The 24,358-nt window shown below is 58.4% G+C and carries 19 protein-coding genes and 1 pseudogene; 3 read left to right on the top strand and 17 right to left on the bottom strand.

The features are described from left to right. Window positions 1-173 precede the first annotated feature (173 nt). The 9 genes and pseudogenes from AC1RQB_RS22895 to AC1RQB_RS22855 all read right to left on the bottom strand — a co-directional run bounded on the left by AC1RQB_RS22895 (window position 174) and on the right by AC1RQB_RS22855 (window position 10,586). Window positions 174-524, bottom strand: coding sequence for a hypothetical protein (locus AC1RQB_RS22895; RefSeq protein ID WP_063340308.1), 351 nt, complete (start codon window positions 522-524; stop codon window positions 174-176). A 288-nt stretch (window positions 525-812) separates the two neighbouring features. After that, entirely contained in the window at window positions 813-1,100 is a 288-nt protein-coding gene (locus tag AC1RQB_RS22890) for a barstar family protein (protein ID WP_063340307.1), read from the bottom strand. 84 nt (window positions 1,101-1,184) lie between these two features. Next, a pseudogene (locus AC1RQB_RS22885) lies at window positions 1,185-1,487 on the bottom strand (DUF6896 domain-containing protein); the annotation flags it as partial. A 195-nt stretch (window positions 1,488-1,682) separates the two neighbouring features. After that, window positions 1,683-2,096 carry a hypothetical protein gene (locus AC1RQB_RS22880; protein ID WP_007900671.1) on the bottom strand — a complete coding sequence of 138 codons (414 nt, stop codon included), beginning with the start codon at window positions 2,094-2,096 and terminating at the stop codon, window positions 1,683-1,685. Continuing rightward, window positions 2,093-6,868 (bottom strand): RHS repeat-associated core domain-containing protein, encoded by a 4,776-nt coding sequence (locus tag AC1RQB_RS22875; RefSeq protein ID WP_241824440.1) that lies wholly within the window; start codon window positions 6,866-6,868, stop codon window positions 2,093-2,095. The genes AC1RQB_RS22880 and AC1RQB_RS22875 overlap by 4 nt, the downstream gene beginning before the upstream one ends. After that, complete coding sequence (locus AC1RQB_RS22870; protein WP_219734736.1) at window positions 6,865-7,593, bottom strand: DUF4123 domain-containing protein; 729 nt, start codon at window positions 7,591-7,593, stop codon at window positions 6,865-6,867. Before AC1RQB_RS22870 ends, AC1RQB_RS22875 begins: the two co-directional genes overlap by 4 nt. Before the next feature lie 4 nt (window positions 7,594-7,597). Further along, window positions 7,598-9,640, bottom strand: a complete 2,043-nt coding sequence (locus AC1RQB_RS22865; RefSeq protein ID WP_063340305.1) for a type VI secretion system Vgr family protein — start codon at window positions 9,638-9,640, stop codon at window positions 7,598-7,600. Window positions 9,641-9,770: 130 nt separating this feature from the next. Beyond that, the gene (locus AC1RQB_RS22860) at window positions 9,771-10,286 is read right to left on the bottom strand and encodes an Hcp family type VI secretion system effector (protein WP_007900657.1); all 516 of its coding nucleotides are present in this window, start codon (window positions 10,284-10,286) and stop codon (window positions 9,771-9,773) included. A 105-nt stretch (window positions 10,287-10,391) separates the two neighbouring features. Beyond that, window positions 10,392-10,586: a hypothetical protein gene (locus tag AC1RQB_RS22855; protein ID WP_131815871.1), complete on the bottom strand. Its 195-nt coding sequence runs from the start codon at window positions 10,584-10,586 to the stop codon at window positions 10,392-10,394. A gap of 102 nt (window positions 10,587-10,688) precedes the next feature. Between AC1RQB_RS22855 and AC1RQB_RS22850 the strand changes: the two genes are divergently transcribed. Then, a complete protein-coding gene (locus AC1RQB_RS22850) occupies window positions 10,689-11,366 on the top strand; it encodes a type 1 glutamine amidotransferase domain-containing protein (protein ID WP_063340304.1) in 678 nt (225 codons plus the stop codon). Window positions 11,367-11,525: 159 nt separating this feature from the next. Here the strand turns inward: AC1RQB_RS22850 and hglS are convergent, their stop codons facing one another. The 5 genes from hglS to AC1RQB_RS22825 form a co-directional block, all read right to left on the bottom strand. Next, window positions 11,526-12,917 carry a 2-oxoadipate dioxygenase/decarboxylase HglS gene (hglS, locus tag AC1RQB_RS22845; RefSeq protein ID WP_063340303.1) on the bottom strand — a complete coding sequence of 464 codons (1,392 nt, stop codon included), beginning with the start codon at window positions 12,915-12,917 and terminating at the stop codon, window positions 11,526-11,528. A gap of 129 nt (window positions 12,918-13,046) precedes the next feature. Further along, on the bottom strand, window positions 13,047-14,264 hold the full coding sequence (gene glcF / locus AC1RQB_RS22840) for a glycolate oxidase subunit GlcF (protein WP_063340302.1): 1,218 nt from the start codon (window positions 14,262-14,264) through the stop codon (window positions 13,047-13,049). Between the two features lies 1 nt (window position 14,265). Beyond that, on the bottom strand, window positions 14,266-15,315 hold the full coding sequence (gene glcE / locus AC1RQB_RS22835) for a glycolate oxidase subunit GlcE (RefSeq protein ID WP_063340301.1): 1,050 nt from the start codon (window positions 15,313-15,315) through the stop codon (window positions 14,266-14,268). Further along, window positions 15,315-16,814 carry a glycolate oxidase subunit GlcD gene (gene glcD / locus AC1RQB_RS22830; RefSeq protein WP_063340300.1) on the bottom strand — a complete coding sequence of 500 codons (1,500 nt, stop codon included), beginning with the start codon at window positions 16,812-16,814 and terminating at the stop codon, window positions 15,315-15,317. Before glcD ends, glcE begins: the two co-directional genes overlap by 1 nt. 52 nt (window positions 16,815-16,866) lie before the next feature. Continuing rightward, window positions 16,867-17,793, bottom strand: coding sequence for an alpha/beta fold hydrolase (locus AC1RQB_RS22825; protein ID WP_008073262.1), 927 nt, complete (start codon window positions 17,791-17,793; stop codon window positions 16,867-16,869). A gap of 417 nt (window positions 17,794-18,210) precedes the next feature. Here AC1RQB_RS22825 and AC1RQB_RS22820 point away from each other — a divergent pair, with 417 nt between their 5' ends. Together AC1RQB_RS22820 and AC1RQB_RS22815 are read left to right on the top strand one after the other, a co-directional pair. Continuing rightward, window positions 18,211-19,284, top strand: coding sequence for a diguanylate cyclase (locus tag AC1RQB_RS22820; RefSeq protein ID WP_063340299.1), 1,074 nt, complete (start codon window positions 18,211-18,213; stop codon window positions 19,282-19,284). Between the two features lie 213 nt (window positions 19,285-19,497). Next, complete coding sequence (locus tag AC1RQB_RS22815; protein ID WP_063340298.1) at window positions 19,498-20,739, top strand: M20/M25/M40 family metallo-hydrolase; 1,242 nt, start codon at window positions 19,498-19,500, stop codon at window positions 20,737-20,739. A gap of 229 nt (window positions 20,740-20,968) precedes the next feature. Here AC1RQB_RS22815 and AC1RQB_RS22810 read toward each other — a convergent pair whose 3' ends face one another. The 3 genes from AC1RQB_RS22810 to AC1RQB_RS22800 form a co-directional block, all read right to left on the bottom strand. After that, window positions 20,969-21,838 carry an isocitrate lyase/PEP mutase family protein gene (locus tag AC1RQB_RS22810; protein WP_008073259.1) on the bottom strand — a complete coding sequence of 290 codons (870 nt, stop codon included), beginning with the start codon at window positions 21,836-21,838 and terminating at the stop codon, window positions 20,969-20,971. A 340-nt stretch (window positions 21,839-22,178) separates the two neighbouring features. Further along, window positions 22,179-23,213 (bottom strand): arginine N-succinyltransferase, encoded by a 1,035-nt coding sequence (astA, locus tag AC1RQB_RS22805; protein WP_063340297.1) that lies wholly within the window; start codon window positions 23,211-23,213, stop codon window positions 22,179-22,181. A 61-nt stretch (window positions 23,214-23,274) separates the two neighbouring features. After that, on the bottom strand, window positions 23,275-24,306 hold the full coding sequence (locus AC1RQB_RS22800) for an arginine N-succinyltransferase (protein WP_063340296.1): 1,032 nt from the start codon (window positions 24,304-24,306) through the stop codon (window positions 23,275-23,277). Window positions 24,307-24,358: the final 52 nt, after the last annotated feature.

The following is a 24,358-nucleotide window of genomic DNA, read 5'->3' as shown; positions in this document are numbered from 1 at the left end:
CAAAAGTCTAAGTTCGCACCTTGAATTTTGCGCCACCTCCGTGAGGTGGGGAGGCCGGCTAGATGATTCTCAGATTTTATTTTTATGAGCGCAGAAATATATCTGTCCCCTTTTCTGAGAAAAATGGGAGGCTTATGAGTTCGAAAGTAAATTTAGTTCTCTTACCCCATTATTTACCTTAATTTTTCGAGCATGTATGTCTCGATTTTACTTATGTATTCTTGTTTGCTTTTTGTTTTAAAAGTCTCAATGGTTTGTACAGAGTCGCCGATAGGCTCGCCTTTTTTGTCGTATTTTATTGTTAAAAACTCAACGACGAACTCACCGTCAGGATCCCCCTCAGGTTCGACTCGTGAGTCAAAGCAGTATCCTGTTCCTTTACAGGCGCCACCCAACAATACAGAGCTGCTGAACCAATGTGCTGTTTCTGGTTTTAGGTCTACTTCAAAAAGATTGTTTATGGTAATGGTCCAGCCACTGGGCACTCTAATAGGCTGTAGCTCGAACTCTAGTTTCTTTTTCATTTGACTTTTCCCATGTATTTTTTAACTTGCTGGGGGGAGGCAGGGAAGCTATGGATAACGGGCTTATTGCCGTCATTAGTTAATTCGATTCTTACCCAGTGTGTGGGTTGTCCTTCGTTATATCCAACGAAAAAGGTGACAAATTTATTTTCACGAGCGCTTGGGGAAAGGTGACTAGAAAATAAATTTGTCACCTTTTCTCACTGGAACCCAAAGGGGGGCAGGTTTGTTTTCAGGTGCGTAGAAAATAAATCTTCTCCCTTTTGTCGCACGTGGCAGTTGAGTAATTTATTCTAGTATATATGTAAATTTTTCATCCCAGCCAAAATTCTCATCTTGAGCTTTCACTCGATTAAGAATGCTCACGATTTTTTCGAAAGTGTCACCGATGCTGTTTCTTGAGTTGTTGGAGTTTCTCCAGATTAGCTCTATAGGGCCTTCTGTGTTTGCACAAAGCAAGTCCCATAAAGCATTGAGGTTGTTTTCATAGAACTCACCAGCTTTTAAAGCTGATGCGAGTTGCTTGTGAAATTCAATTTCTGACTTGATAGTGTAGCCGTCGAGTTCGATTATCATAGTTTTACTCTTCACTTCCATGTTCTTATTGAGCTAACCGTGTCGTAGTGTTCGCTGAACAAAAAAAGGGAATAGATTTGTTATTCATGGAAAATAAATCTGTCCCCTTTTGTGCTCTTTAATTATGTTTTCTTGGATGTATTGGTTTAACTCTGATTCAACTGTAGCGAGGTTTGTGTATTTTGCATGTTTCTCTGGGAATTCGCATGCATAGTTATACAAGCGCCATGCGTCAAATCCATCGGTTCCATTTGGTCCGAAATCGAAATCCACACAGTACTCCGAGTATTCGATCATGCATCCGTTTTCATGTAATTGATAGCTTACACCCTTAAAAATCTCTCCTCTTTGAGCTATTTTATTGTAATACCATAATTGGTGTAGTGATCTCGAGCCGAATTTGTCTTAAAGCAACTGTAGTGAGGTTTCTACAGCGCCTAAAAAATCAAAAATTAATAATTTTAGATCTTTGTTAATCATCTTCTCAGCCAAAAGGGGAGTAGCCAAAAGGAACAGATTTATTTTCATGAGTGCGTAGAGAATAAATCTGTCGCCTTTCTTGTTGTTTTTGGGGGGGCTAAGTTACTCTGAGTCCATAAGTGTTTTGTATTTCGCAAATGTAGTGATAGCTTGCTCGTCGCCATCAATTAAGTTTTCATAAAAGCTAATGTTTGTGGCCCATTCTTGGAATATAAGCGAGCTTTTGTATTTGTTGTTTTCTTGAGTTCGAAAGCTAAGTTTCCAATGAGAGGAAAGTCGCTCATCAATAATATCAAAGACATCAGCTGCATATGGTTTTGGATACTCATCATCTTCTTCTGCGCATATATAGAACCAAGGGCAGTTGTCTCGAAACTCGATGCCGTAAACCGTGTATTCCATTCCCAGTTGCAAGTCTAGCTCGCCGTCAGGCATGAATATGTAACGCTTTAAACGCATGACGGTTTCTGGTGCTGATATGTCATTCAGATTGTTGATTTTGCATACGACTTTCATTTGTCGATGACTCCGGGTGGCACTGATGGGTCATTACCCCAAGGTTTTATATCATCGGTGCTGTGTTTTTTGAATTTGAAATCCATGAGCTCTCCGGTCTGCGGATTGCGTACATAATGTACTACGGAGTCATTTCCATTTTTCGATTTTATCTTGAGCTCAATTTTATCCATTCCTTTAAAGGCAGGATCATTGAGGTTTTCGATAATAGCGACGCCTCGACCTTCTTTAGCTGCCTGTAATGTCATCTGATCTTGAATGCTTTTAGGTTCCCGACTCCACTTGTCCGGTTTTGGAGGGGCTGGAGGGGGAGGAGATCCTTCATTTATGGTCGCTTTAACTGGTGGATCTTCCAGTCTGATTTCCGGCTTGCTACCACCCGCTCCAGGACAGCTTGTCAACCCCATTGGATCCACCCACCCCGTAGGGTTAGGCACGTACTGGTAGTTGTTCAACCCACCCGCAAGCTTTATCGGATCCGGCGTCAGAAACCGTCCAGTCCCCGGATTGTAGTAGCGATGCCGGTTGTAGTGTAACCCTGTCTCGGCATCGAAATACTGGCCCTGAAAGCGCAGCGGGTTGTCGATTTCGGCGACGTCCAGCGCAGCGAGGTTGCCGTAGGCGCGGTACTTGGCCGACCACATGATTTCGCCGCTGTAATCGGTGAGTTCCTGCGGGGTGCCGAGGTGGTCGAGTTGGTAGTAGAACGGCGCGGCCTTCAGCGGGCCTTCGCCGTCGAGCATCGCCAGCGGGCGGAAGCTGCCGGGTTCGTAGATGTAGCTGCGATAGCGGTTGTCGCCACTTTCGGCGATTAGGCGTTCGCCTTGCCAGAGGAACTCAGTGGTGTGGCCGTCGACAGTCTTTTCGATGCGTCGACCGAAGGCGTCGTACTTGTAGGATGCGACGCTGCCACCCGGCAGGCTGACGCCGATCAGGCGGTGTTGGCAATCGTAACGGTACTCGGTAACCAGTTTCTGCCCGGCGCCTCGGCGTTCGCGGATCAGGTTGCCGTAGGCGTCGTAGTCGTAATGACGGTCGCCCTGCATCAGCAGGCGGTTGCCCTTGACGTTGGCCAGGTTCGCGGTCGGCTCGTTGTTTTGGCCGAGGAGGTTGCCCGCCGGGTCGTGGGCGAAGCTTTCCGGGGTGGTGCCACGGACGTTGATCAGGCGATCGAGCGGATCATAGTGATAGCTGCGGTGGCCTTTGCGGCTGTCGTCGATGCCGGCGAGGTTGCCGTTGGCGTCGTAGGTGTAGCGGCGCTGGAACAGATTTTTTTCGCGCTGGCTGACGCTATGGGCTTGCAACCGACCCTGTTCGTCGTACTGGTATTGGCTGAGCAGCAGGCCTTGTTGGCGCTGTTGTTCGCGACCTGCGCTGAACTGGTGGCTGGTCAGGCGCGAGCCGTTGAGGTCGATGCTGCTCAGCTGGCCGCCAGGCTGGTGGCGGTAATCGAGCTTGCTGCCGTCCGGCAGGCGGCAGTGTTTCAGTTGGCCGACGCTGTCGTACTCGTAACGCAGGGTGCCCCAGCCTTGGTGTTCGGTGATGAGGCGGTCTTGCAGGTCGTATTCGTACGCCAGCGGCCAGTTGCCGTCGTCGACGTTTACGAGGCGACCGAGGGCGTCATAGCTGTAGTGAATTTCTTCACCGTCAGCCAGGGTTTTCACCAGCAGACGGCCAGCAGCGTCGCGCTGGTACTCGGTTGTAAGCTCGCTGCCGTCGTCGCCGAATTCGGTTTTCTTCAGCAGTTGGCCATTGAGATCGTACTCGTAGGCGGTACGGCGACCGTCGAAACCGGTTTCCTGCTGGATCAGGCCGTTCGGGTAATAGTCGAGGTGGTAGTGCTCGCCACGTTCGTTTTCGATCTCGGTGAGCAGCAGGCGCGAGTTGTCGTAGCGGTAGCGCAGCTGGCTGCCGTCGGGGTTGATGCGGCGGCTCACGAGGTGCAGGTTGTCTGCGTATTCGTAGCGGGTGATGCGCCCGAGTTCATCCCGTTCGGCGGTGACGCGACCATACGGGTTATAGGTGAAGGCGCGGGTGGCGCCGCCGGGGAGGGTGATTTGTGTCAGGCGATCAACGGCGTCCCATTGGTAATGGGTGATGGCGCCGGTTTCATCCTGACGTGTGATTTGCCTACCTAGCGCGTCATAACGGTACTTGCGTTGGCTGCCGTCGGGCAGGCGTTCTTCCAACAGTTGACCGAGGTTGTTCCAACCCAGTTGATGACGACTGCCATCGGGATGGCGGATTTCCAGCAGTCGGCCTTGACGGTCGTAGTTGTAGTGGGTTTCGGCGCCGTGAGGGTCTGTTTGCTGGGTGATATCGCCTTGACGGTTGCGCTCGTACTTCCAGCGCGCTTTACCTCTCTGGACATCAATGAGTTGACCATTGAAGTAGTTGTAACGGGTCGGTTCGTCTTCTGGCGGGATCACGGCCATCAAGCGCCCGGCATCGCTGTACTGATATTCGGTGATGGCGCCCATCGGGTCTTTTACTGCGACCAGACGTCCCTGATCATCATAGGCTTTCTGCGTTTCCCCACCATCGGGAGCGGTCTCGCTGATCAAACGCGCATTCTTGTCATGCACGTACACATGCTCGCTGCCGTCGGAGTTGTAAGCAGTCACTGAACCTTTGTCATCCCACTCGTAACGCGCTTCCAGCTGCGAGTAGTTAGCCCAGTGGCGGACGCAACGGGAAAGCTTGCCTTCACGCTCCCATTCCCAGAAAAAACTGGCACCACCGGCCAGTTGCCGTTCCAGAATGACGTGCTGGTCGTTGTAGCGGTAATGCTCGGTTTCACCTGCCGCATTGGTCGAGGATACGAGCTGATTACGCGTGTTGTAGCGGTAGGAGACCAAGGTCTGAATGGTTAGCCATGGATCCTGGCGTTCACCGCGGTCGTTGTACTCGGAGCGTTGTTGCTGATGATCCACCGCGGCGATATGACGGTCGTCGTAACGCAACAGCAAGGCGCGGCCTGCACCGTTGTCGATGCGTTGAATGCGGTCGACAAAGTCATAACTGATATGCACCTGATTGTCATAGGCATCGCTGATGGTGATCAACCGCCCGGCGCGGAAGTGATAGAAGCGTGCTTTTGGTCCCGCCTGGGTAAGGATTAACTCACCGGGTGCATCGCCCAAATAAATCGCCGCCTGCGACAGGCTGTTGGTGATAGCCGGACGTTGTTCGGTTGGCATCGGGAAGCGGATCTGGCGGTTTTCGTTATCCGTCCACAGCACACCTTCATCGTCCAGTTGCAAACGATGAGACAAGGAATGGCTCCAGCCATGGCCAAGACGGCTGTCGATTTCGACCGCACTGCTTCGGTAAAGGCGCGTCCATTCCAGAGGCAACAACCCACCCAGCTCGCCGTCGGAAAGGGTCAGCAGTTCCTCGCCGGTCACCATCGAAATCGGGTCGTCTTTGAGGCAGGTTTTGTTGGCACACTCGGTGGGTTGGTCAGCCGGGTTTTTCGATTGGTTTGGCGCGTTGTCGACCGCCTCTTTTTGTTCGACGCGTGTGGCGCTTTCAGTTTTGCCGCGCGCCTGGATCTGCGCATCCGTTTCCACTTTTCCACCGGCGACAGGTGGCTTTTTCTTCGGCGCCGTTGCTGTTTCGGCGGGTTTGGGCGGGGCGATTTCAACGTTGGCTTTACGCGCCGGGTTGAATGCAGAATTGCCATTAAGCAGTAAAGGCCGAGCAGCCTCGGTATGCGGTGTGGCGCTTGTTTTGCTGACTTTCATCAGCATGCCGGTGAAATCTTCAATCAGTTTCACAACTTTGCCGCTGTTTTGCGTGGCTTTAACTACCTTCGTGCCAATGCGCACGGCCAGGCCGAGACCACCGGTCAGGACGACACCGACCAGAATGTTCAGCAGGAACTCTGTGGTCAGCTGGGCCAGCACTTCTGTGCATGTCTGCGGCGGCAGCATCTTCACCCACGCCATGATGGCGGCAACGTAGATCCACATCAGTGGTTCATCGCTGGCGATCAACAAGGCGGTGTGAATGGCCTCAGCGGAGGCGTCATAAATCTTCTTGATTTGCTCTTCGGTGAAGAAGTTTTTCAGCTTCTCGTAGTTCTCACGAGGATGCGCAACCAGGTTGTAGAGGCTTTTGATATCGCCCCACAAACCCATGATCGCTTTCAGAAAGCCTTCCCATGCGGCCTCCAGTTCCTGCAGGGCACGGCCACCCATCGAGGCATCGGTATGTGCCTGCCAAAGCGGTAGGAAACGGGTGCTCCATTCAGTCTGTAACCAGCCGCCCAAATCGCCGATCACGCCCTGATAGGAGTTGAACAGGCTGTCGATCTGCGCGCGAGTAGGGTTCGGGAAGAACGTGATTTTGTATTGCTGATTGGGCGTGAGGCCGGTGACTTCCAGAATCCCGGTCGAGTCTATTGTCTTGTTGATCTCCGGTCCGGCTTCGTTCTTGCCAATGAACCGGCCATCCACCACAGGCACCAGACGGACCGGCGTATTGCCGATGGGGACAAATCGCGCAGACTCGAAGCTATGCACAAGCGTGAGTTTGCCGTTTGCCGGGCAGTTGGCATAAAGGGTGTTTTCCTTTTTGCTGTCCTTGTCCTGAGTGTGGACCTCATCACCGACCTTGAATTGCTGTTCCGCGTCCAGGACTCCGCCGTACCAAGCCTCGGCATGCTCACGGTAATCCTTCAGGCACTTCTTGAAGTCACTGATGATGGCCTGAGCATCAGGTTGTTTGGCCGTGAGGTTGCCTACGATCTCACCCATCAAAATGCTCATACAGCCACCTCATTTTCCAGATGGGCCTTCAACAGCCCGGTGAAATTTTCTTCCGTGAGCGGCGTGCGTTTTACGAAGCGCGCCACTTTTGTTCGCAGGTTGGATTCGGGGAGCGAGAAGTAAAGCTCGGCGTGATCCTCCTTCAACCACTGCATCATGTTGCCGACTACGGTCGATGGGTTTTGCTTGGTCAGGCCATCAAGCAACGCCTTCGGCACCTCCCACCAAGGCCAGTCCTTCGCAGGTGGCACCACCCTCGGTCCTACCTCCAGGCTCTTGCCATTAATCAGATACCGATCAAACACCGGCAGCACTTCACCGGCGGCATCACCGAGGCCTTCCAGAATCGGGTAGATATGCCGCCCATCCCAGAACCGGAAAAACACTTCGGTCCCATCCGGCATCCGAACCTGAGTGAGGCTACGCAGATGCTCGAACACCACGTTCGGTTCGCTGCGGGAAACGGCCAGCCACCCCCAATCGAGGGCGTCGGTTTCGGCAATCCATGGCAGGAAGCTTGAGTTGGGTTTCAACTCGGTGAGGTAGGGCATCACCGGCTGCCAAGCCGCGTAGGGTGTGCCGCCCCAGATCGGGATCGCCTGGGTTGTGGGTTCATTTTGGTAAAGCGTCTTGAGCGCTTCGGCATCGCTGGCGGCGCTGACGATCAGGTACAAACGTTCACCCGTTTGCAACGGCCGTCCTGCAAGCCAAGCCTGCGGAGTCATCGGATCAGATCGCACAAGCACCTGCCTTGCACTTCTCGCACTCTTCACAGAACGGCGCATTGCGCTTCAGCGTATTAATCTGCGCCGGGCTCAGCACCGCACCCGCCTTATCCGCATCCGCCTGTTTCAACGCCCCCGGCATCAACGGCGCCGCCCCGGTGCCGTTGCCCGGGCTACCCCCGGAGTTCATGTTGATTACCGGCCCGCTCAGCGTCACGCCGCTGGCGTCGATCTTGATGAAGCTGCCGCCGCCCTTGAGAGTCAGTTCGCTGCCGGCTTCGAGCACGACTTTCATGCCGCTGCTCAGGTGGATTTCCTGGCCGGCTTCGATGAACTGGCCGGTGCCGACCTTGATGTGTTGGTTGACGCCCACGGTGAGGTGGTCGTTGGCGCGGGCTTCGACTTTGCGATCGGCATAGACGGTGTGGTGTTCTTCGGCCTTGAATTCGCTGTAGCTGTTTTGCTCGACGGTGTCGTGGCGTTCGTTGCCGACGCGGATTTTCTGGTCGTGCTCGACGTTTTCGTCCCAGTCGCGCTGGGCGTGCAGGAAGATTTGTTCCTGGCCTTTCTTGTCTTCGATGCGCAGTTCGTTGAATCCGCCGCCGCCCGGAGAACTCAGGGTTTTGAAGGTGCTGCGGGTTTTGTTCGCCGGCAGGGCGTACGGGACGACGTTTTCCTTGTGGTACAGGCAGCCGCTGATCAGCGGTTGGTCGGGGTCGCCTTCGAGGAAGCTGACCAGCACTTCCATGCCGATGCGCGGGATGGCGATGCCGCCGTAATGGGCGCCGGCCCAGGCGGAGGAGACGCGCAGCCAGCAGCTGGTTTTGTCGTCGGCCTGACCTTCGCGGTCCCAGTGGAATTGCACTTTGACGCGGCCGTACTGGTCGCAGTGGATCTCTTCACCTTTGGGCCCGGTGACCACGGCGCTTTGGCTGCCGAGGATCCGTGGTTTGGGGTGGTTCAACGGCGGGCGGTTCGGGACGTCCCACGGGGTGGCCTGGAAGCGGTTGCGGTAGCCCTGATGGAAATCGTCCTTGAGGTTAGTCGTGCTGCTGGTGACCGACTCTTCCAGCACTTGCGGCTGTTTGCCTTCGTGGAGGATTTCGGTCAGCAGCCACAGGTCGTTCCACTTGGCCTTGGGGTGTTGGGTCAGGGCCAGGAAGTGGCCGCTGACCAGCAACGGCTGATCGCTTTTGCCTTCGACGAGCTGGAAGTCGCTGCGGTGACGCTCGAGGGCGCGCTTGGCCAGGTGCTTGCCGCGTTCGCGGTCGATGAAGCGACCGGGGTAGTCGTAGTCTTCGAGGTCGGGCAGGGCGTCGCCACGGTGTTCGCTTTCCAGAGTCAGGCGCGGTTTTTCGAAGTCGTAGTCGCGGCGGGTGGTGCGGCTGGTGCGGGTTTCCAGGCGCAGGTCGAAGCGCTTGATCACCGGGTCGTTGGCGACCATGCCGGAGTCTTGCTGGTAGGCCACGGGCGCAAGTTTCGGGAACACCGTCTGGTCATCGCCGAATACCAGCTTGTGGGCCGTGGCGCTGTGCTGGAAGTGGTAATGAATACCTTCTTCCTCGCACAGGCGCTGGATGAACTGCAGGTCCGATTCATCGTACTGAACGCAGTAAATGCGCTCGGGATAAATCGCCCCGACTTTGAATTCGTAGGCATTGCTCTGGATGCCGTGCTCTTCGAGGACTATGCCGATGATTTTCGGCACGCTAAGGTTCTGGAAGATGCGTTGGTTGATGCGGTGCGCCAGGTAGGACAGCTGCGGGCGCAGCGTCACGGCGTAGCGGGTCAGGCGTTTGCCGGAATCGCCTTGGGCGGCGCGGTAGATCTGGCCATGAATGCCGCTGCCGTCAGGCGAGAGCTGCAAAAAGGCCGGTTTGTGCAATAGCGTTTCGAGGTCCAGGGACGGCTGTTCACTGACCAGCTCCACCTCAAACACAAAAGGCTGGCTGATGGCTTCCCGACCTTGCAGGGAAAGGACCTGGAGATCGTTTTCCAGACCTTCGACAGTCAGGGCAAAGTGAGTCTGATTGGCCGGCGCGAACATCCCTTGTTCCTCGTGCTGTGCTGCGGCGCACGCCGGCACCCAAACGGGCGCTGCGGACGCGAAAATTCCTGGAAGGCGCAAATGACATCGACCAGCAGAGCTGGCCGATGTTTGGAACCGTCAGCCGCGATTAAGCGACTGGAACACGCCAGTCATCGGAACCCGAAGTACCGGATACTTCGTGGGTCCAGGTGATTTTGCGGTAGGTGAATTGCACTTCTTCCAGGTGCGTGAAGTGCGAGTTCGACGGATCCTGGCAGTTGTGCATTTTGTTGTTGATGGCGACGATGATCGCGTCTTCCAGTTTGGTGGTGTAGTAGTGCTCTTGGGTACCTTGAGCCGAAGTGCGGTACCACTGGATAACGATTTCGCTCATGCGCTCGCCGGAGGTCAGCGCCGCTTGCAGCAGTGGCGAGGACTTGTCGTAGACCTTGGTGATCACGACTGGCTTGTGTACACGCTGACCGGTCGGTTGGCCCGACTGTGGGTCACGCGGGATGATCACGTCGTGGCTGAAAGCCTGAACCATGACCTGGTCTTCGTGGCCTTCCTGGTAGGTGTTGCCAACGGAGTCGGCGGTGAATGCGCCGGCAGTGATCAGGCCTTGTTTCTCGCCGGTAACGGACATGTACGCTGGTGTAGCCATGGATGTGCTCCTTGCTAAAAGTTAGGGTGCCCGGGAGGCGGTATCGCCCGGTGGGTGCCTGACTGTTATCAAGGTCCGTGCCAGAAATGATTAATGCTATATAAATCAGGTGGTTGAGGTGGTTTTTCCAACGCCGGAGAGGTTTTTGGCAAGGATCCGCTGAAAAAGTGCGCAAGAAGTTGCGCACCACTGCGCAACTTCTTGCGCACTTGGCTGGAGGGCTTGATAAACCTGATGTCCAGCCTCGCTAGAGGACTTTTCACCGACACAGTTGCGCAACTTCTTGCGCATCAAGGCCATGAGCCGTCACCCCCCGACAATGGGCGCAACGAACAGCGCTGCCCGGAGGTCAAACCCAGCGCCAAGATCACTGAGTAACCCTGACATCGACTGGAGAACGACATGAAAATCCTGATGGTTTTAACGTCCCACGATCAATTGGGTAACACCGGTAAGAAAACCGGCTTCTGGCTCGAAGAATTCGCCGCACCGTATTACACCTTCAAGGACGCTGGCGCGCAGCTGACCCTGGTTTCACCCAAGGGCGGCCAGCCACCGCTGGACCCTAAAAGTGATGAGCCAGACGCGCAGACTGCGGCCACCGATCGCTTTCGCAAGGATTCCGCTGCCCAGTCCGCATTAGCGTCTACCGGATTGCTGAATACCGTGAGGGCCGAAGACTACGACGCTGTTTTCTATCCCGGCGGGCATGGCCCGTTGTGGGATCTGGCTGAAGACACCTTTTCAATTGCGCTGATCGAGTCGTTTTACAAGGCGGGCAAACCGGTGGCGGCGGTCTGTCATGCGCCGGGGGTGTTGCGCCACGTCAAGGATGCGGACGGCCAGCCGTTGGTCAAAGGCAAGCGGGTGACGGGCTTCACCAACTCCGAAGAAGCCGCTGTGCAGCTGACGGATGTGGTGCCGTTTTTGGTGGAGGACATGCTCAAGGCCAACGGCGGTCTTTTCTCCAAGGCCGATGACTGGGCGAGTTACGTGATCACGGATGGTCTGTTGCTGACCGGTCAGAACCCGGCGTCTTCTGAAGAGACCGCCAAGGCGTTGTTGGCGAAGCTGGGTTAAGCCCAGATAGCCCACGGGTCAAACACACCTTGTGGCGAGCGAGCTTGCTCGCGCTGGGCTGCGCAGCGGCCCCAAAACTCTGCGTACAAACGGAGATTTTGTGAGTGCTACGCACTCAAGCGGGAGCAAGCTCCCTCGCCACAAAGTACATTTGACTGGTCAAGTCAGACTCGGCAATCCCAATGTCTTGCAGCACTCATCAACCGATCGCCGCTGCGTCTCGGCATACAGCCCCAGCTCGTCAATCGTCGACCTTCCCAAGGCCTTTTCGAACGCTTGCTGGTTCGAATGCACGCCATAGTGGGTTTGCGCCGCATCCCCCAGGTTCGACTGAAAAATCCCCGCCGCGCTGACCGGCAAAAAGTCTTCGTACACCAGCGGTTCAACCCGCACATAGCCGTCGCGAAGCAAATCCTCCAGCGACACACCATTCAGCCCCTTCGCCGCCAAGCCTTTTTCCGTCACGAAGTAGCGAAAAAACGCCAGTTCCTGTTGGCGCATATCCTCGACGGTGTCAGGGAATTCGCCAAAGTGCTGCGTCATTAGCGCGTTGTAGCGTGCAGCATTGGCTTCGTTGGGGAAATCCTTGAGTTCATCCCGGGCAGCGTTCAGCAAGCGGTCGTAAAGCGCCCGGCCTTTGGGGGTGAGCGCCGCGCCGCGTTGCTCGATTTCACCGAAACGGGCGCTGTGGCTGCCACGGGTTTGGGCTTGATCGGTGAAGGTGATGGGCTCGTCCAGCGCCTTGAAGCTGGTTTGACGCAGCAGGATCGGGCATTGCCGGCGAGGTGGGCCTTCGATCACCGCTTTGGGGGTGATGCCATGGGCGGGCATTTGCGCCTGCACGATGTCGATGTCCAGGGTGCGTGGCGTCAGATGGTTAATGTGTGGGCCTTTGAACGCCACCACGTCGGCGATCAGTCGATGCTGGGCGCTGAGTTGTTGGTATTGCTCGGCGGTGACGGTGGCGCTGTGGTGCCAGCGGAAGGTTTCCAGGGCTTGTGCGACGAAGTCCTGCGCCTCGTATTCGGTCAGGCCGCCCTGGGTTTCAGCGCGTTCAATGAGGGCCAATGCCGCCGGGGTGAAGATCGAGCGCGTATCCAGCACCGACTGGGCAAAGGCTCGCAGTTCGGCGTCTTCGATCAGTTCCAGGCGCAGCAGCGAGGTGAACACTCGAAACGGGCTGACCTGCAATGCTGCCTCATGCACGGCGCGGAACGCAGTGGAATGCACCGGAACGCCGGCGGGGGTCAGGTCGTAATAGCCCACCGGCTGCATGCCCATCACCGCAAACAGGCGGGCGAGGGTCGACAGTTCAGCGGCAGTGCCGACCCGGATCGCGCCGTGGCGTTCCAGGTCCAGGCGCTGGATTTCACCGGTGCTGTGCAGCTGTCGGGCGATTTGCGGGTCGCTGTCCAGCACGTGGCGGTTGGTCTGTTCCACCAGTTCCATCAGCGCGCCGTACAGCGGCACTTCTTCGCGGTACATGTCGGACATCGCTTTGGAGAAGCGTTGGCGGATCAGGTCAGGGCTGATGAAGTTCGGATGGCTCATGAAAAGTTTCCTGGCGCAGTGACGTAACGGATGCCGGAAAAGATCGCAGCCTTCGGCGGCGCCGACAAACGAAGTTTCTGACGAACTTCATTCTGCCAAGGACTGTTCTTGCATTGCAGGAGTGTTCGGTTATCGCAGCACTTGGTCCACCAATTCGATCCAGTGCCTGACCGGCGTACGTCCGGCGCTGTTGAGGTGGCTCTGACAGCCGATGTTGGCGGTGGCGATGACTTCAGGGTGGCCGCTTTCCAGAGCGTTGAGCTTGTTGTCGCGCAGTTGCCGGGCCAGTACGGGTTGGGTAATCGAATAGGTGCCCGCCGAGCCGCAACACAAATGACTGTCGGGCACTGCCGTGAGATTGAAGCCCAACCGCGTCAGCACGGCTTCTACCGCACCGCCGAGTTTTTGGGCGTGCTGCAAGGTACAAGGGCAGTGGAAGGCGATCCGCTGGTCAGTAGCAGTGCAGACCCGTTCCAAAGGCTCATCGGCCAGCACTTGCACCAGGTCCAGGGCCAGTTCGCTGACCCGCTGGGCTTTGGCCGCATAGACCGGATCGCGCTCCAGCAGATGCCCATAATCCTTGATGAATGCGCCGCAGCCGCTGGCGGTTTGCACGATGGCTTCGGCGCCGTTTTCCAGGTGCGGCCACCAGGCGTCGATGTTGCGTCGGGCGCGGTCCAGGCCCATGGCTTGGGCGTCGAGGTGATAGTCCAGCGCGCCACAACAGCCGGCTTCCGGTGCCGGAATTACGCTGATCCCCAGCCGATCCAGCACCCGCGCCGTCGCGGCATTGGTGTTCGGCGATAGACCGGGCTGCACGCAACCCTCGAGCATCAGCACCCGGCGAGCATGCCGAGGGGCAGGGCGCTCGCCTGCGGCGGGGAGGTCGTGGGGCAGCTTCGCCTCGATGCCCCGTGGCAGCAATGGCCTGAATGTGGCGCCGATTTGCAGCAAAGTCTTGAACAGATTCGGATTCGGCGCCAGCGCCCGCAACCCCTGGCGCAACAGCCGCTGACTGGCCGGGCGCGGCACCGCTTGATCGATCACGGCGCGGCCGATGTCCAGCAGGTTGTGATAATCCACCCCGGACGGACAGGTGGTTTCGCAGTTGCGGCAAGTCAAGCAGCGATCCAGGTGCAACTGGGCTTTGGCCGTGGCGGGGGCGCCTTCGAGGACTTGCTTGATCAGGTAGATGCGCCCGCGCGGCCCGTCCAGTTCGTCGCCCAGCAGTTGATACGTCGGGCACGTGGCGTTGCAGAACCCGCAATGCACGCAAGTGCGCAGAATCTTGTCCGCTTCTTCGGCGCGGGGCAGTAGTTTTGACTGTTCGCTGAGATTGGTTTGCATACTAGAGTTCCGCGTACATCCGCCCAGGGTTGAACAGCCCTTGCGGATCCAGTTGCGCCTTGAGTTGCCGGTGATAGCGCAGCAGTGCAGGGGCCAGCGGCTGGAACGGCGTTTCGCTGACGCCGTGGCTGAAACAGGTGGCGTGGCCGCCGAGTTCAAGGGCTCGCGACTGAATGTTGTCGGCGCCGGACTTCAACCAGCGTTGTGCGCCGCCCCAGTCGATCAGTTGCTCACCGGGCAAGTCCAGAGGCCCCAGGTTATTGGGCAATGACAAGCGCCACAGCGGCAGGCCCTCATTGAAAAAGTCTAGTCGTTGTTCGTTCAGGTCGGCCCAATAATCGGAGTCCAATGGTTCGCCGCCGAGCCGTTGATGGGCGGCCGTGACCGAACCTTCGCCGCCTTCGAGCCGCAGATACAGACGCTGACCGTCGTGGCAGGCGGCGCTGATGGGCAGCGGTTGCTGGCCCCATTGCGCCAGATTTTCCAAGGCGCGGGCGCAGTCGATGTCCAGGCTGATGCTCAAGCATTGCCGGGGTTTGGGCAGCACTTTGAGCGAGACTTCGGTCAGCACCCCGAGGCAGCCATAACTGCCGACCATCAGGCGCGAGAGGTCGTAGCCGGCAACGTTTTTCATCACTTCGCCGCCGAAGCGCAGGTGGGTGCCGAGGCCGCTGATCACCCGCGTACCGAGGACAAAATCGCGCACCGAACCGGACCACGGGCGCCGAGGTCCAGACAGCCCCGCCGCGATCATCCCGCCGACAGTGGCGCCTTCGCCGAACGATGGCGGCTCGCAGGGCAGCATTTGCCCCTTTGCATCCAGTGCGGCAAACAGTTCGCTGAGCGGCGTGCCGGCGCGAACGCTGATCACCAGCTCCGTCGGGTCGTAGCTGACGATGCCGCGATGGGCGCGGGTGTCGAGTATTTCTCCGGCCACTTCACGGCCGAGAAACGCCTTGGTGTTACCGCCCTGAATGCGCAGCGGCGTGGCGTTCTCCCGCGCCTGTTTGACCTGCTCCAGCAGGGCTCCACTGGCATCGAAGTCCGGCATCAGAAACGCTCCAACTCAGGGAAGGGCAGTTGCCCGGCGTGGATGTGCATCGCGCCGAATTCCGCGCAGCGGTGCAGGGTCGGGATGTTCTTGCCGGGGTTGAGCAGGCCCTTTGGGTCGAACGCGGCTTTGACGGCGTGAAACAGGGTCAATTCATCACTGTTGAACTGCGCGCACATCTGATTGATTTTCTCCCGGCCGACGCCATGCTCGCCGGTGATGCTGCCGCCTACTTTCACGCAGAGTTCGAGGATCTTGCCGCCGAGGGCTTCGGCCCGCTCCAGTTCACCGGGCTGGTTGGCGTCGAACAGGATCAGCGGGTGCATATTGCCGTCGCCGGCGTGGAAAACATTGGCCACTCGCAAGCCGTATTCTTGCGCCAGGCTGGCGATGCCCTTGAGCACACCGGGCAGTTCGCGGCGGGGGATGGTGCCGTCCATGCAGTAGTAATCCGGCGAGAGACGGCCGATCGCCGGGAAGGCGTTTTTGCGTCCGGCCCAGAACCGCACACGTTCGGCTTCGTCCCGAGCCTGGCGCACGTCGCTGGCACCGGCCTGTTGCAGCACCTCGCGGACCCGCTCGCAATCGTCATGGACATCGGCTTCGACGCCGTCCAGTTCGCACAGCAGGATTGCCTCGGCGTCCACCGGGTAACCAGCATGAATGAAGTCTTCGGCAGCGCGGATCGCCAGGTTGTCCATCATCTCCAGGCCACCGGGGATGATCCCGGCCGCGATGATCTCGGCCACCGTGCGACCGGCCTTTTCCACAGAATCGAAACTCGCCAGCAGGACTTTGGCGACTTGGGGTTTGGGCAGCAGTTTGACCGTGACTTCGGTGATGATCCCCAGCAAGCCTTCGGAGCCGGTGAACAGGGCCAGCAAGTCGAAGCCCGGCGCGTCCAGCGAGTCGGCGCCGAGGGTCAGGTGTTCGCCTTCAAGGGTCAGCACCTCGAGTTTCAGCAGGTTGTGTACGGTCAGGCCGTATTTGAGGCAATGCACGCCACCGGCGTTTTCTGCGACGTTGCCGCCGATGGAGCAGGCGATTTGCGAGGACGGGTCCGGCGCGTAATACAAACCGAAGGGCGCCGCCGCCTGGGAAATCGCCAGGTTACGCACTCCCGGCTGGACTCGTGCGGTGCGGGCAGCAGGGTCGATGTGCAGAATGTTGTTGAACCGCACCATCACCAGCAGCACACCTTTGTCCAACGGCAGAGCACCGCCGGACAACCCGGTGCCGGCCCCGCGCGCCACCACCGGCACGTTGCGGGCATGACAGAGCTTGAGCAGCGCTTGCACCTGTTCCAGCTGCCGGGGCAGGGCGACCAGCATCGGCGTGGTGCGATAGGCCGAGAGGCCGTCGCATTCGTAGGGTTTGAGTTCTTCTTCGCGCCAGAGAATGTCCAGGTCCGGCACCTCCTGCTGCAAGGCCTTGAGTAACGCAGCCTTGTCGACATTCGGTAGAGCACCGTCGATGCGTTCGTCGTAAAGAATGTTCATCGTTCACCACCCAGAGCAAAGGGGCTTGCCCCCTTTGTCACAAGGGATCTCATCAGGTTTTCCTTCCCAAAAACTCCCGATACAGCCGCGCTGTCTTGGCGGGTTGCTCAACCATCGGCATATGGCCGACACCGTCCCAGATTTCCACTTGCAGATCGGCGATGCCCTTGCTCCAGACCGGTACGCTGCTGACGTCGATCAAGCGGTCCTTGCGCCCCCACAGCAGCAGCGCCGGGCATTTGATGTCGGGCAGTTTTGGCTCCATCGGCGGGCTGGCGTGGAAGTCCCTGAAGATTTCTTCCAGCTCGTCGCGCTGCTGTTCATAGCGCTGAGCGACAGCGTCCAGCACGATCCCCGGCACCCATGGCGGCGAGACCATGGTCATGGCGTAGAAATACTGGAATTCCTCCCGGGAATGAATCAAAAACGGGTTGTGGCCGCGGGCCAGGTGTCGCTCCATGTCGCTGGGCTCCGGGGCGGTGACGCCGGCCGGGTCGAGCAGTGCCAGCGAGATAATGCGTTCCGGGTAGTTGGCCGCCAGCCACGCCGCGATGTAGCCGCCCATGGAGTTGCCGATCACGTGTACCTTTTCGACCCCGCAGATATCGAGCAACTGGATCAATCGTTTGGCCTGGACTGGAATGTCATAGCCCCCACCGGCCTTGAAGCCGGTTTCGCCGTGCCCCGCGAGGTCAGGAATAATCACCCGGTAGTCGTCGACAAAATGTCGGGCGAAGCGCAGCCAGATGTTCTTGTCGGCGCTGTAGCCGTGCAGCATCAGCACACTGCTGGCGGCTTCATAAGGGCCGCCTTGCCAGGTCGAAACGGTCATTTCGGGGATTGGCACGACGATCTTGTGCAACCGGTACAGCCGGGCCTCCAGCGCCATGTTCAAGTCATAGAGCCAGTAACCGATGGCCGGATAGCTCAACCAGCTCCAGGCCACGAAGACGGCGATAGTGACAACCAACAAAAGCATCAGGCTATTCCTTTGCAGTGAGGTCGGCGGGTTTGAGCGCTCGGATCGATGTGTGTTAACTGAAATCCAATTGCGCCGCGACACACTCTTTGTCGCAGCTGGCGAAGCCTGCGTTCGGCTGCGAAGCAGTCGTGAATCCGGCTGATGCGGTTTGCCCGTTGCATCGCGAGTTCAGGTTTTGACGACTGCTTCGCAGCCGAACGCAGGCTTCGGCAAGTTGCTACAAAGGCCTCCTCTTTATCGTTGTTATCGATCCCTCCCTTCATGTATAGACCAAACATTGGGTATTCAGCTCATGGGAGGTGATGCTATTCAGACCGCCAACCGGTGATGGCTATTTGCCGTTGCCCTGATAGACTTCAAACACACTTTCAACCCGTGTGTTGTCAGGCTCCGTTCAGCAGTACAGAGGCCTCTATGGAAAAAAAGGGAGGAAAGGGACTTTCACTGGCCAGGAGGCTTTATGGGTCGCGAATCCTGGGGCTGGCCCTTGGATTATTGTGCGTTGGCGCAGGGGTGTACCCACTCGACCCGGCGCCATGGGTCTGGGGGGTAATGCTGTTCAACGGGCTGCTCTGGCCGCATGTGGCCTATCAATGGGCGCGCCGGGCGGAAGTTCCTTTTCGTGCCGAACACCGCAATATCCTGGTGGACGCGTTTCTCGGCGGTTTCTGGGTGGCCGCCATGCAGTTCAATCCGCTGCCCAGCGCGGCGACCCTTTCGATGATGGCGATGCACAACGTGGCCATCGGCGGTGTGCGTTTTCTCTTGGTGGGCGCCGTCGCGCAGGTGCTTGGGATAGGCCTCGGGCTGCTGGTGTTCATGCCGGCTTTTGTCCCGCTAACCAGTCCGTTTCAGCTGTACGCCTGCCTGCCTTTGCTGTCGATTTATCCGCTGTCCCTGGGCTGGATCTGCTTCCGTCAGGCCGACACCCTCGGCCGGCACAAGCGCGAACTGCTGGCCCTGAGCCGCACCGACAGCCTGACTGGCCTGCTGAATCACGGTGCCTGGAAAGATCAGCTGGAAATCGAGTTTCAGCGTTGCCAACGCCAGCAGCAGGGCGGGGCGATTGCGCTGATCGACATCGACCATTTCAAAACCATCAACGATACCTACGGCCATGTCGCCGGGGACATCGTCCTGCGTCAGCTGAGCAAGATGCTAAAGCAGAACCTGCGCGCAGCGGATGTCGCCGGGCGTTATGGCGGCGACGAATTCTGTGTGCTGCTGCCGGACCTGCCGCTGGACCGCGCGGCCGTGGCGATGGATGCGCTGCGTGATCGTTTCGCCACATTGGGGTATGAGCAAAACCCGGCGCTGAAGGTCAGTTTGAGCATCGGCCTGGCAGCCTTCAACCCGGCCCACGACGACGCGACCCTATGGCTCAACGACGCCGACCAGGCGCTCTACGAAGCCAAGAGCACCGGCCGCAACCGCGTCATTTGCCACAGTGATGGCAAGCCGCATAAGGCGTTGTTCGATTCGGTCTGACCGAACACCCCAAATCCCTTGTGGGAGCGGGCTTGCTCGCGAAGACGGCGTGTCAGTCGGCATCATCGTTGCCTGATACACCGCTTTCGCGAGCAAGCCCGCTCCCACAGGCATGTGTGGTCACTCAGGTTTGTGTGTGTCGCATTCGGTGTAGAGCGTTGTGGCTCAGTCAGGTAGTGTCTCAACACTCCGACACGAAACAAGGATCGATTCATGACGTTCAAACGCTCTCGCTCCCTCCTGGCCACCAGCCTTGGCCTGACCCTCGCCCTTGGCGCCTTCACCCCTACAGCCTTCGCCGAACCCCATAAACAAGTCCTCGCCGATGCCGAACAGTACAAAGGTGAAGCCCTGAAACTGCTGGAACGGTTGGTGAACATTGACTCCGGCTCCGGTTACGAGCCGGGCCTGACCCAGGTGAGCGACATCGCCATCGAAGAGTTGAAGAAACTCGGTGCCACTATCGAACTCGTGCCCAACACTCCGGACAAGAGCAACCATGTGCTGGCCACGCTCAAAGGCACCGGCACGGCGAAAATCCTGCTGATGGCGCACATGGACACCGTGTTCAAGGAAGGCTCCGCCGCCGCGCGCCCGTTCCACATCAAGGACGGCCGCGCCTACGGGCCGGGCGTGATGGACGACAAGGGCGGCATCGTCGCCGGGATCTATGCACTGAAGGTCCTGAAAAACCTGGATTTCAAGGATTATGCGCAGATCACCTTCCTGCTCGACGCCAGCGAAGAAACCGGCTCGGACGTCGCCACCAATCTGATCAAGAAAACCGCCAAGGCCCACGACGTAACACTCAACCTCGAACCGGGCCGCCCGGCGGATGGTTTGGTGGTATGGCGCAAAGGCAGCGCCACCGCCGTGGTCGAGGTCAAGGGCAAGGCCTCTCACGCTGGCGTTGCGCCGGAACTGGGGCGTAACGCGGCCATGGAAGCGGCGCACCAGATCCTGCAACTCGGCAAACTGGGGGATGCGCAGAAGAAAACCACCATCAACTTTACCGTGCTCAATGCTGGCGATCGCACCAACGTGATTCCGGATCAGGCCACCGCCAAGGCTGACGTGCGGGCAGCGGTGCCGGAAGAGTTCGATCGGATCGAAAAAGACCTGGCACGAGTCTCCAAGGACAAGCTGATTCCCGAGACTGAAGTCACCACTACCCTTAAACGCGGCTTGCCACCGATGCCGCAAACGGCGGAGTCGGATCGCTTGATGGCCATGGCCCAGGGGATTTACGGCGAAATTGGCCGCAAGCTGACGGAAGAAGGTAGCGGCGGGGCGGCGGATGCCAGCCTCTCGGCCGGGGTGGGTACGCCGACGCTGGATGGGTTCGGGATTGTCGGCGGGAATATTCATACGCCAGAGGAATACGCCGAGGTCGAGAGCGTGGCGCCGAGGATTTATCTGCTGTCGCGGATGATTATGGAATTGACCAAGAAGTAATCGGCCAGATCATTCCTTGATGTGGGGCAGGTTCTGTTGTGAGGGGGGAGTTGGCGAAGGCGGTGTGTCAGTCAATGATGATGTCGACTGATATGCCGCCTTCGCGAGCAAGCCCGCTCCCACATTTGATTGCGGGCGTGCACAAATAATGTGTCCACAGAAAATCCAGTGTGGGAGCGGGCTTGCTCGCGAAGGGGCCAGATGTCACACCATCATTTCAGCTGAACCCTCACTCCTTGACGCTCATATATTCCTTCGCCCAAACGATGTATTCCTCAGGCTGCGTGTACGTATGCGTCAGTTCAGTCGCGCTCAAGTCCGATGCCTGGGTGAAGATCTGCCGCTGTTCGCGCAGGCTGTCGTAAGTGGCCTTGATCGCCGCGAAGTACGCACCATGCCCGTCGATGGTGACGCGCACACCCAGTTCGGCCAGGCGATTGTCGTCGCGCAGCAACGGGTTGCCATAGGTGACTAGCATCAGCGGTACGCTCAGGTGCTCGGCGATTTGTTCGAGGTGGTCGAAGTCCCGCACGCCCACCATGCAAATCCCGTCCGCCCCGGCCTGTTGGTATTGCTTGGTGCGGCTGATGATCTCCTGAACCGGCAGGATCCCGGCATTGGTCCGCGCAATGATCGCCATTTCCGAGTCGACCCGGGCTTCGAGCGCCGCGCGAATCTTGCCGACACCTTCGGCAACCGTGATCAGGTCAGTGGACTTGCGGCCGAATTGCGCCGGCAACAGGGTGTCTTCAATGGTCAGCGCGGCCACGCCGGCGCGTTCGAGTTCGACGATGGTGCGCATGACGTTGAGCGCATTGCCATAGCCGTGGTCGGCGTCGGCGATCACCGGCAATTGGGCCACGCGGCCGATGCGGGTGGCCTGCTCGGCGAACTCGCTCAGGGTGATCAAGGCAAAGTCGGGGGCGCCCAGCACCTGCAACGACGCGACCGAACCACCGAGGATCCCCACTTCAAAACCCAGATCAGCGGCAATGCGTGCCGACATGGGGTCGAAGACCGACGCGGTGTGATAGCAGGCGTTGGAAGCGAACAGTTGGCGGAAATTACGGCGCAAATCTTGATGAGACAGCCTGGGCATATGAGTTCCACCAATACAAAGGAATGGAAGGGCTTGAGCAAAAGTGTCAACGCCGAAGGAACAAAAGGCTATCACGGGGAAGGGTAAAGAATGATGACGAATTTGCCGGCCAGGGGATGCAAGATCAAAAGATCGCAGCCTGCGGCAGCTCCTGCAGAGTGCATATCATCCGGATTGACACGATCCTGGCCTCGCCGCGATACCTTGTAGCAGCTGCCGAAGGCTGCGTTCGAGTGCGAAGCGCTCGCCCAGATCGAGTCGGCGATCAGTCTCAAAGACTGAGTTGGAAAGTTTACGACTGCTACGCAGCCGAACGCAGGCTTCGCCAGCGGCTACACGATCACGCCGCCACCGCCTGCTGCTGTCGGTTGCGCAGCGGCACGGCACGCACCGAGTTGCCGGGTTGCAGTTGCAGGCGTTTGGCAGTGAGTCGGTCGACGATCAGGCTGTTGCCGACCAGCCGCGCCTGGGCAGTGGTGATGCGGCAGTTTTCCAGGCGGCGGTTGTGGATCAGCCATATTGGCGCCTGGTCGTCGAGCGTGCCGATGGCCAGCTCCAAGCGTTGACTGTCACGCACCGTGCGGATTTTCGACACTGGGGCTTCGATTACCGGGCCGGCGTCGAAGATGTCGATGTACCCCTTATGGGAAAACCCCTCGGCGGTGAGGATCTTCAGTGCAGGTTCGGTGTTCGGGTGTGGCTTGCCGATCACCGCCTGCGCCTGTTCGGTGAGCAGGCAGGTGTAGAGCGGCTGGCGCGGCATCAGTTCGGCGATGAATGCTTTGCTGCCAAGCCCCGACAAGTGATCGGCATGGCTGAAATCCATCTTGAAAAAGTGCCGACCCAGGCTGTCCCAGAACGGTGAGCAGCCTTGTTCGTCGGCACTGCCGCGCAGTTCGGCGATAAGCTTGTCGCCGAACAGATGGGGGAACTCGGCAACGAACAGCAGGCGCCCCAGCGACAGCAGTCGACCATTATTGCCATGACGTTGATCGTGTCGCAGAAACAGCGAACAGATTTCCGATTGGCCGGTCATTTCGTTGTTCAGGAATAACGTAGGGAGCTGGCGCGCAATACCCAGGTCCGGCGAGGAGCTGACCGTGAGCCCCACCCGGTAGTTGTACCAGGGCTCCCGCAGGCCAACAGCCCCCACCAGGGCACTGACGCCGACCACTTGTTGATCGTCGTCCTCAAGCACGAACAGGTAATCGGCGTCCGCACGCTCGACCTGTTCGGCAAAGGTGCGCTGGGCCCAGCGTACACGGTGGGTCAGGCGCTCTTCACTGGCCGGCAGGGTGGTGAACCCGGGGCCGGCCCGTTGCACCAGATCAAGCAAGGCGGGCAGGTCGGTGACTTGAACCGGGCGGATAATCATGATGCAGCTCCTTCTTCGCGCATGTACGGGCGCTGTCGTTGGGCTCGGGGCCGGTGGCGGCTCACAGGGCGATCAACCGGATAGCGCTGGCGTCGGTCACATTCAGGGCTGCGCACATCTCGGCGCTCAAGGCCACGGGTTGCCCGGCGTGGTAGTCCAGCTCGGCAACAATTGCGCGGTAGTCCTTCAACGAATCGTTGCTCACCAGATAGTTGCTCACCAGGGAACTGCCGCGCGCATCGGTGGCTGAGTCAGGATGCACCGTGCCGATCTGGCTCTGGGCGATGGAGCGAATGTTCGAGGTGCGTGCGTACAGCGTCGGGCCAGCGTCGAACAGGTCTATGTAGCTGTTGGTCTCGAAGCCTTCGCGTTCAAGAATGTCGAAGGCCTCTTGACCGTCAGGATGAATCCGGCCGATACAGGCCTGTGCCGCCGGCGGCAGCATCGGCACGTAAATCGGGTATTGCGGCATCAGTTCGGCGAGAAACGTCCGGCTCTGCAGACCGCAAAGTCGCTCGGCCTCGACGTAAGGCAGGTCGAAAAAATGTTTGCCCAGCGCATCCCAAAAGGGTGACTGTCCCTGTTCGTCGCTGTAGCCAACGATTTCGGTGATCACCGCTTCGGCAAAGCGCGCCGTGTGTGCGGCGATGAACAGCAGTCGCGCCCGGGACAGTAATTCGGAAAACCGCGTGCGTTCCAGTGCCGCGTCGATATGGAAACCGCGCAGCAACGTATGGCCACTGAGGTCGTGGCACAACGACAGTGCCGGCACCCCGTGCTCAATGTTCAGCTCCCGTGAGGCGCTGGTGAAATGGCGGTTGCGCAAACTGTAGAACGGCTCGTTGAATCCTGCGGTGGCGAGGATTTCCGAGCAACCCGCCAGACGACGGGTCGTCAGATTTTCCAGCACGAAGAAATAGTTCTCCGGGCCATGACCCTGGACGTCTTTCTCGAACGAAGCGCAGGAGGCGAGAATCTTCTCGCGCAGGCGTTCGGTGTCGTCCGGCAAGGACGTGACCCCCACCAGACTGTCGCGCGCCAGTTGCTGCAACTGGGGCAGGTCGGTTAACTCCACCGGGCGTAAGACCAGCATGGATGTACTCCTGTATCAAAGGGTTCGGCGATTTGCACCGAACCTGACTATC

It is taken from the genome of Pseudomonas sp. GW822-FHT02E03, assembly GCF_058802325.1.
Note: the sequence above shows the minus strand (reverse complement) of the source record. Positions and strands in the feature narration are given on the sequence as shown.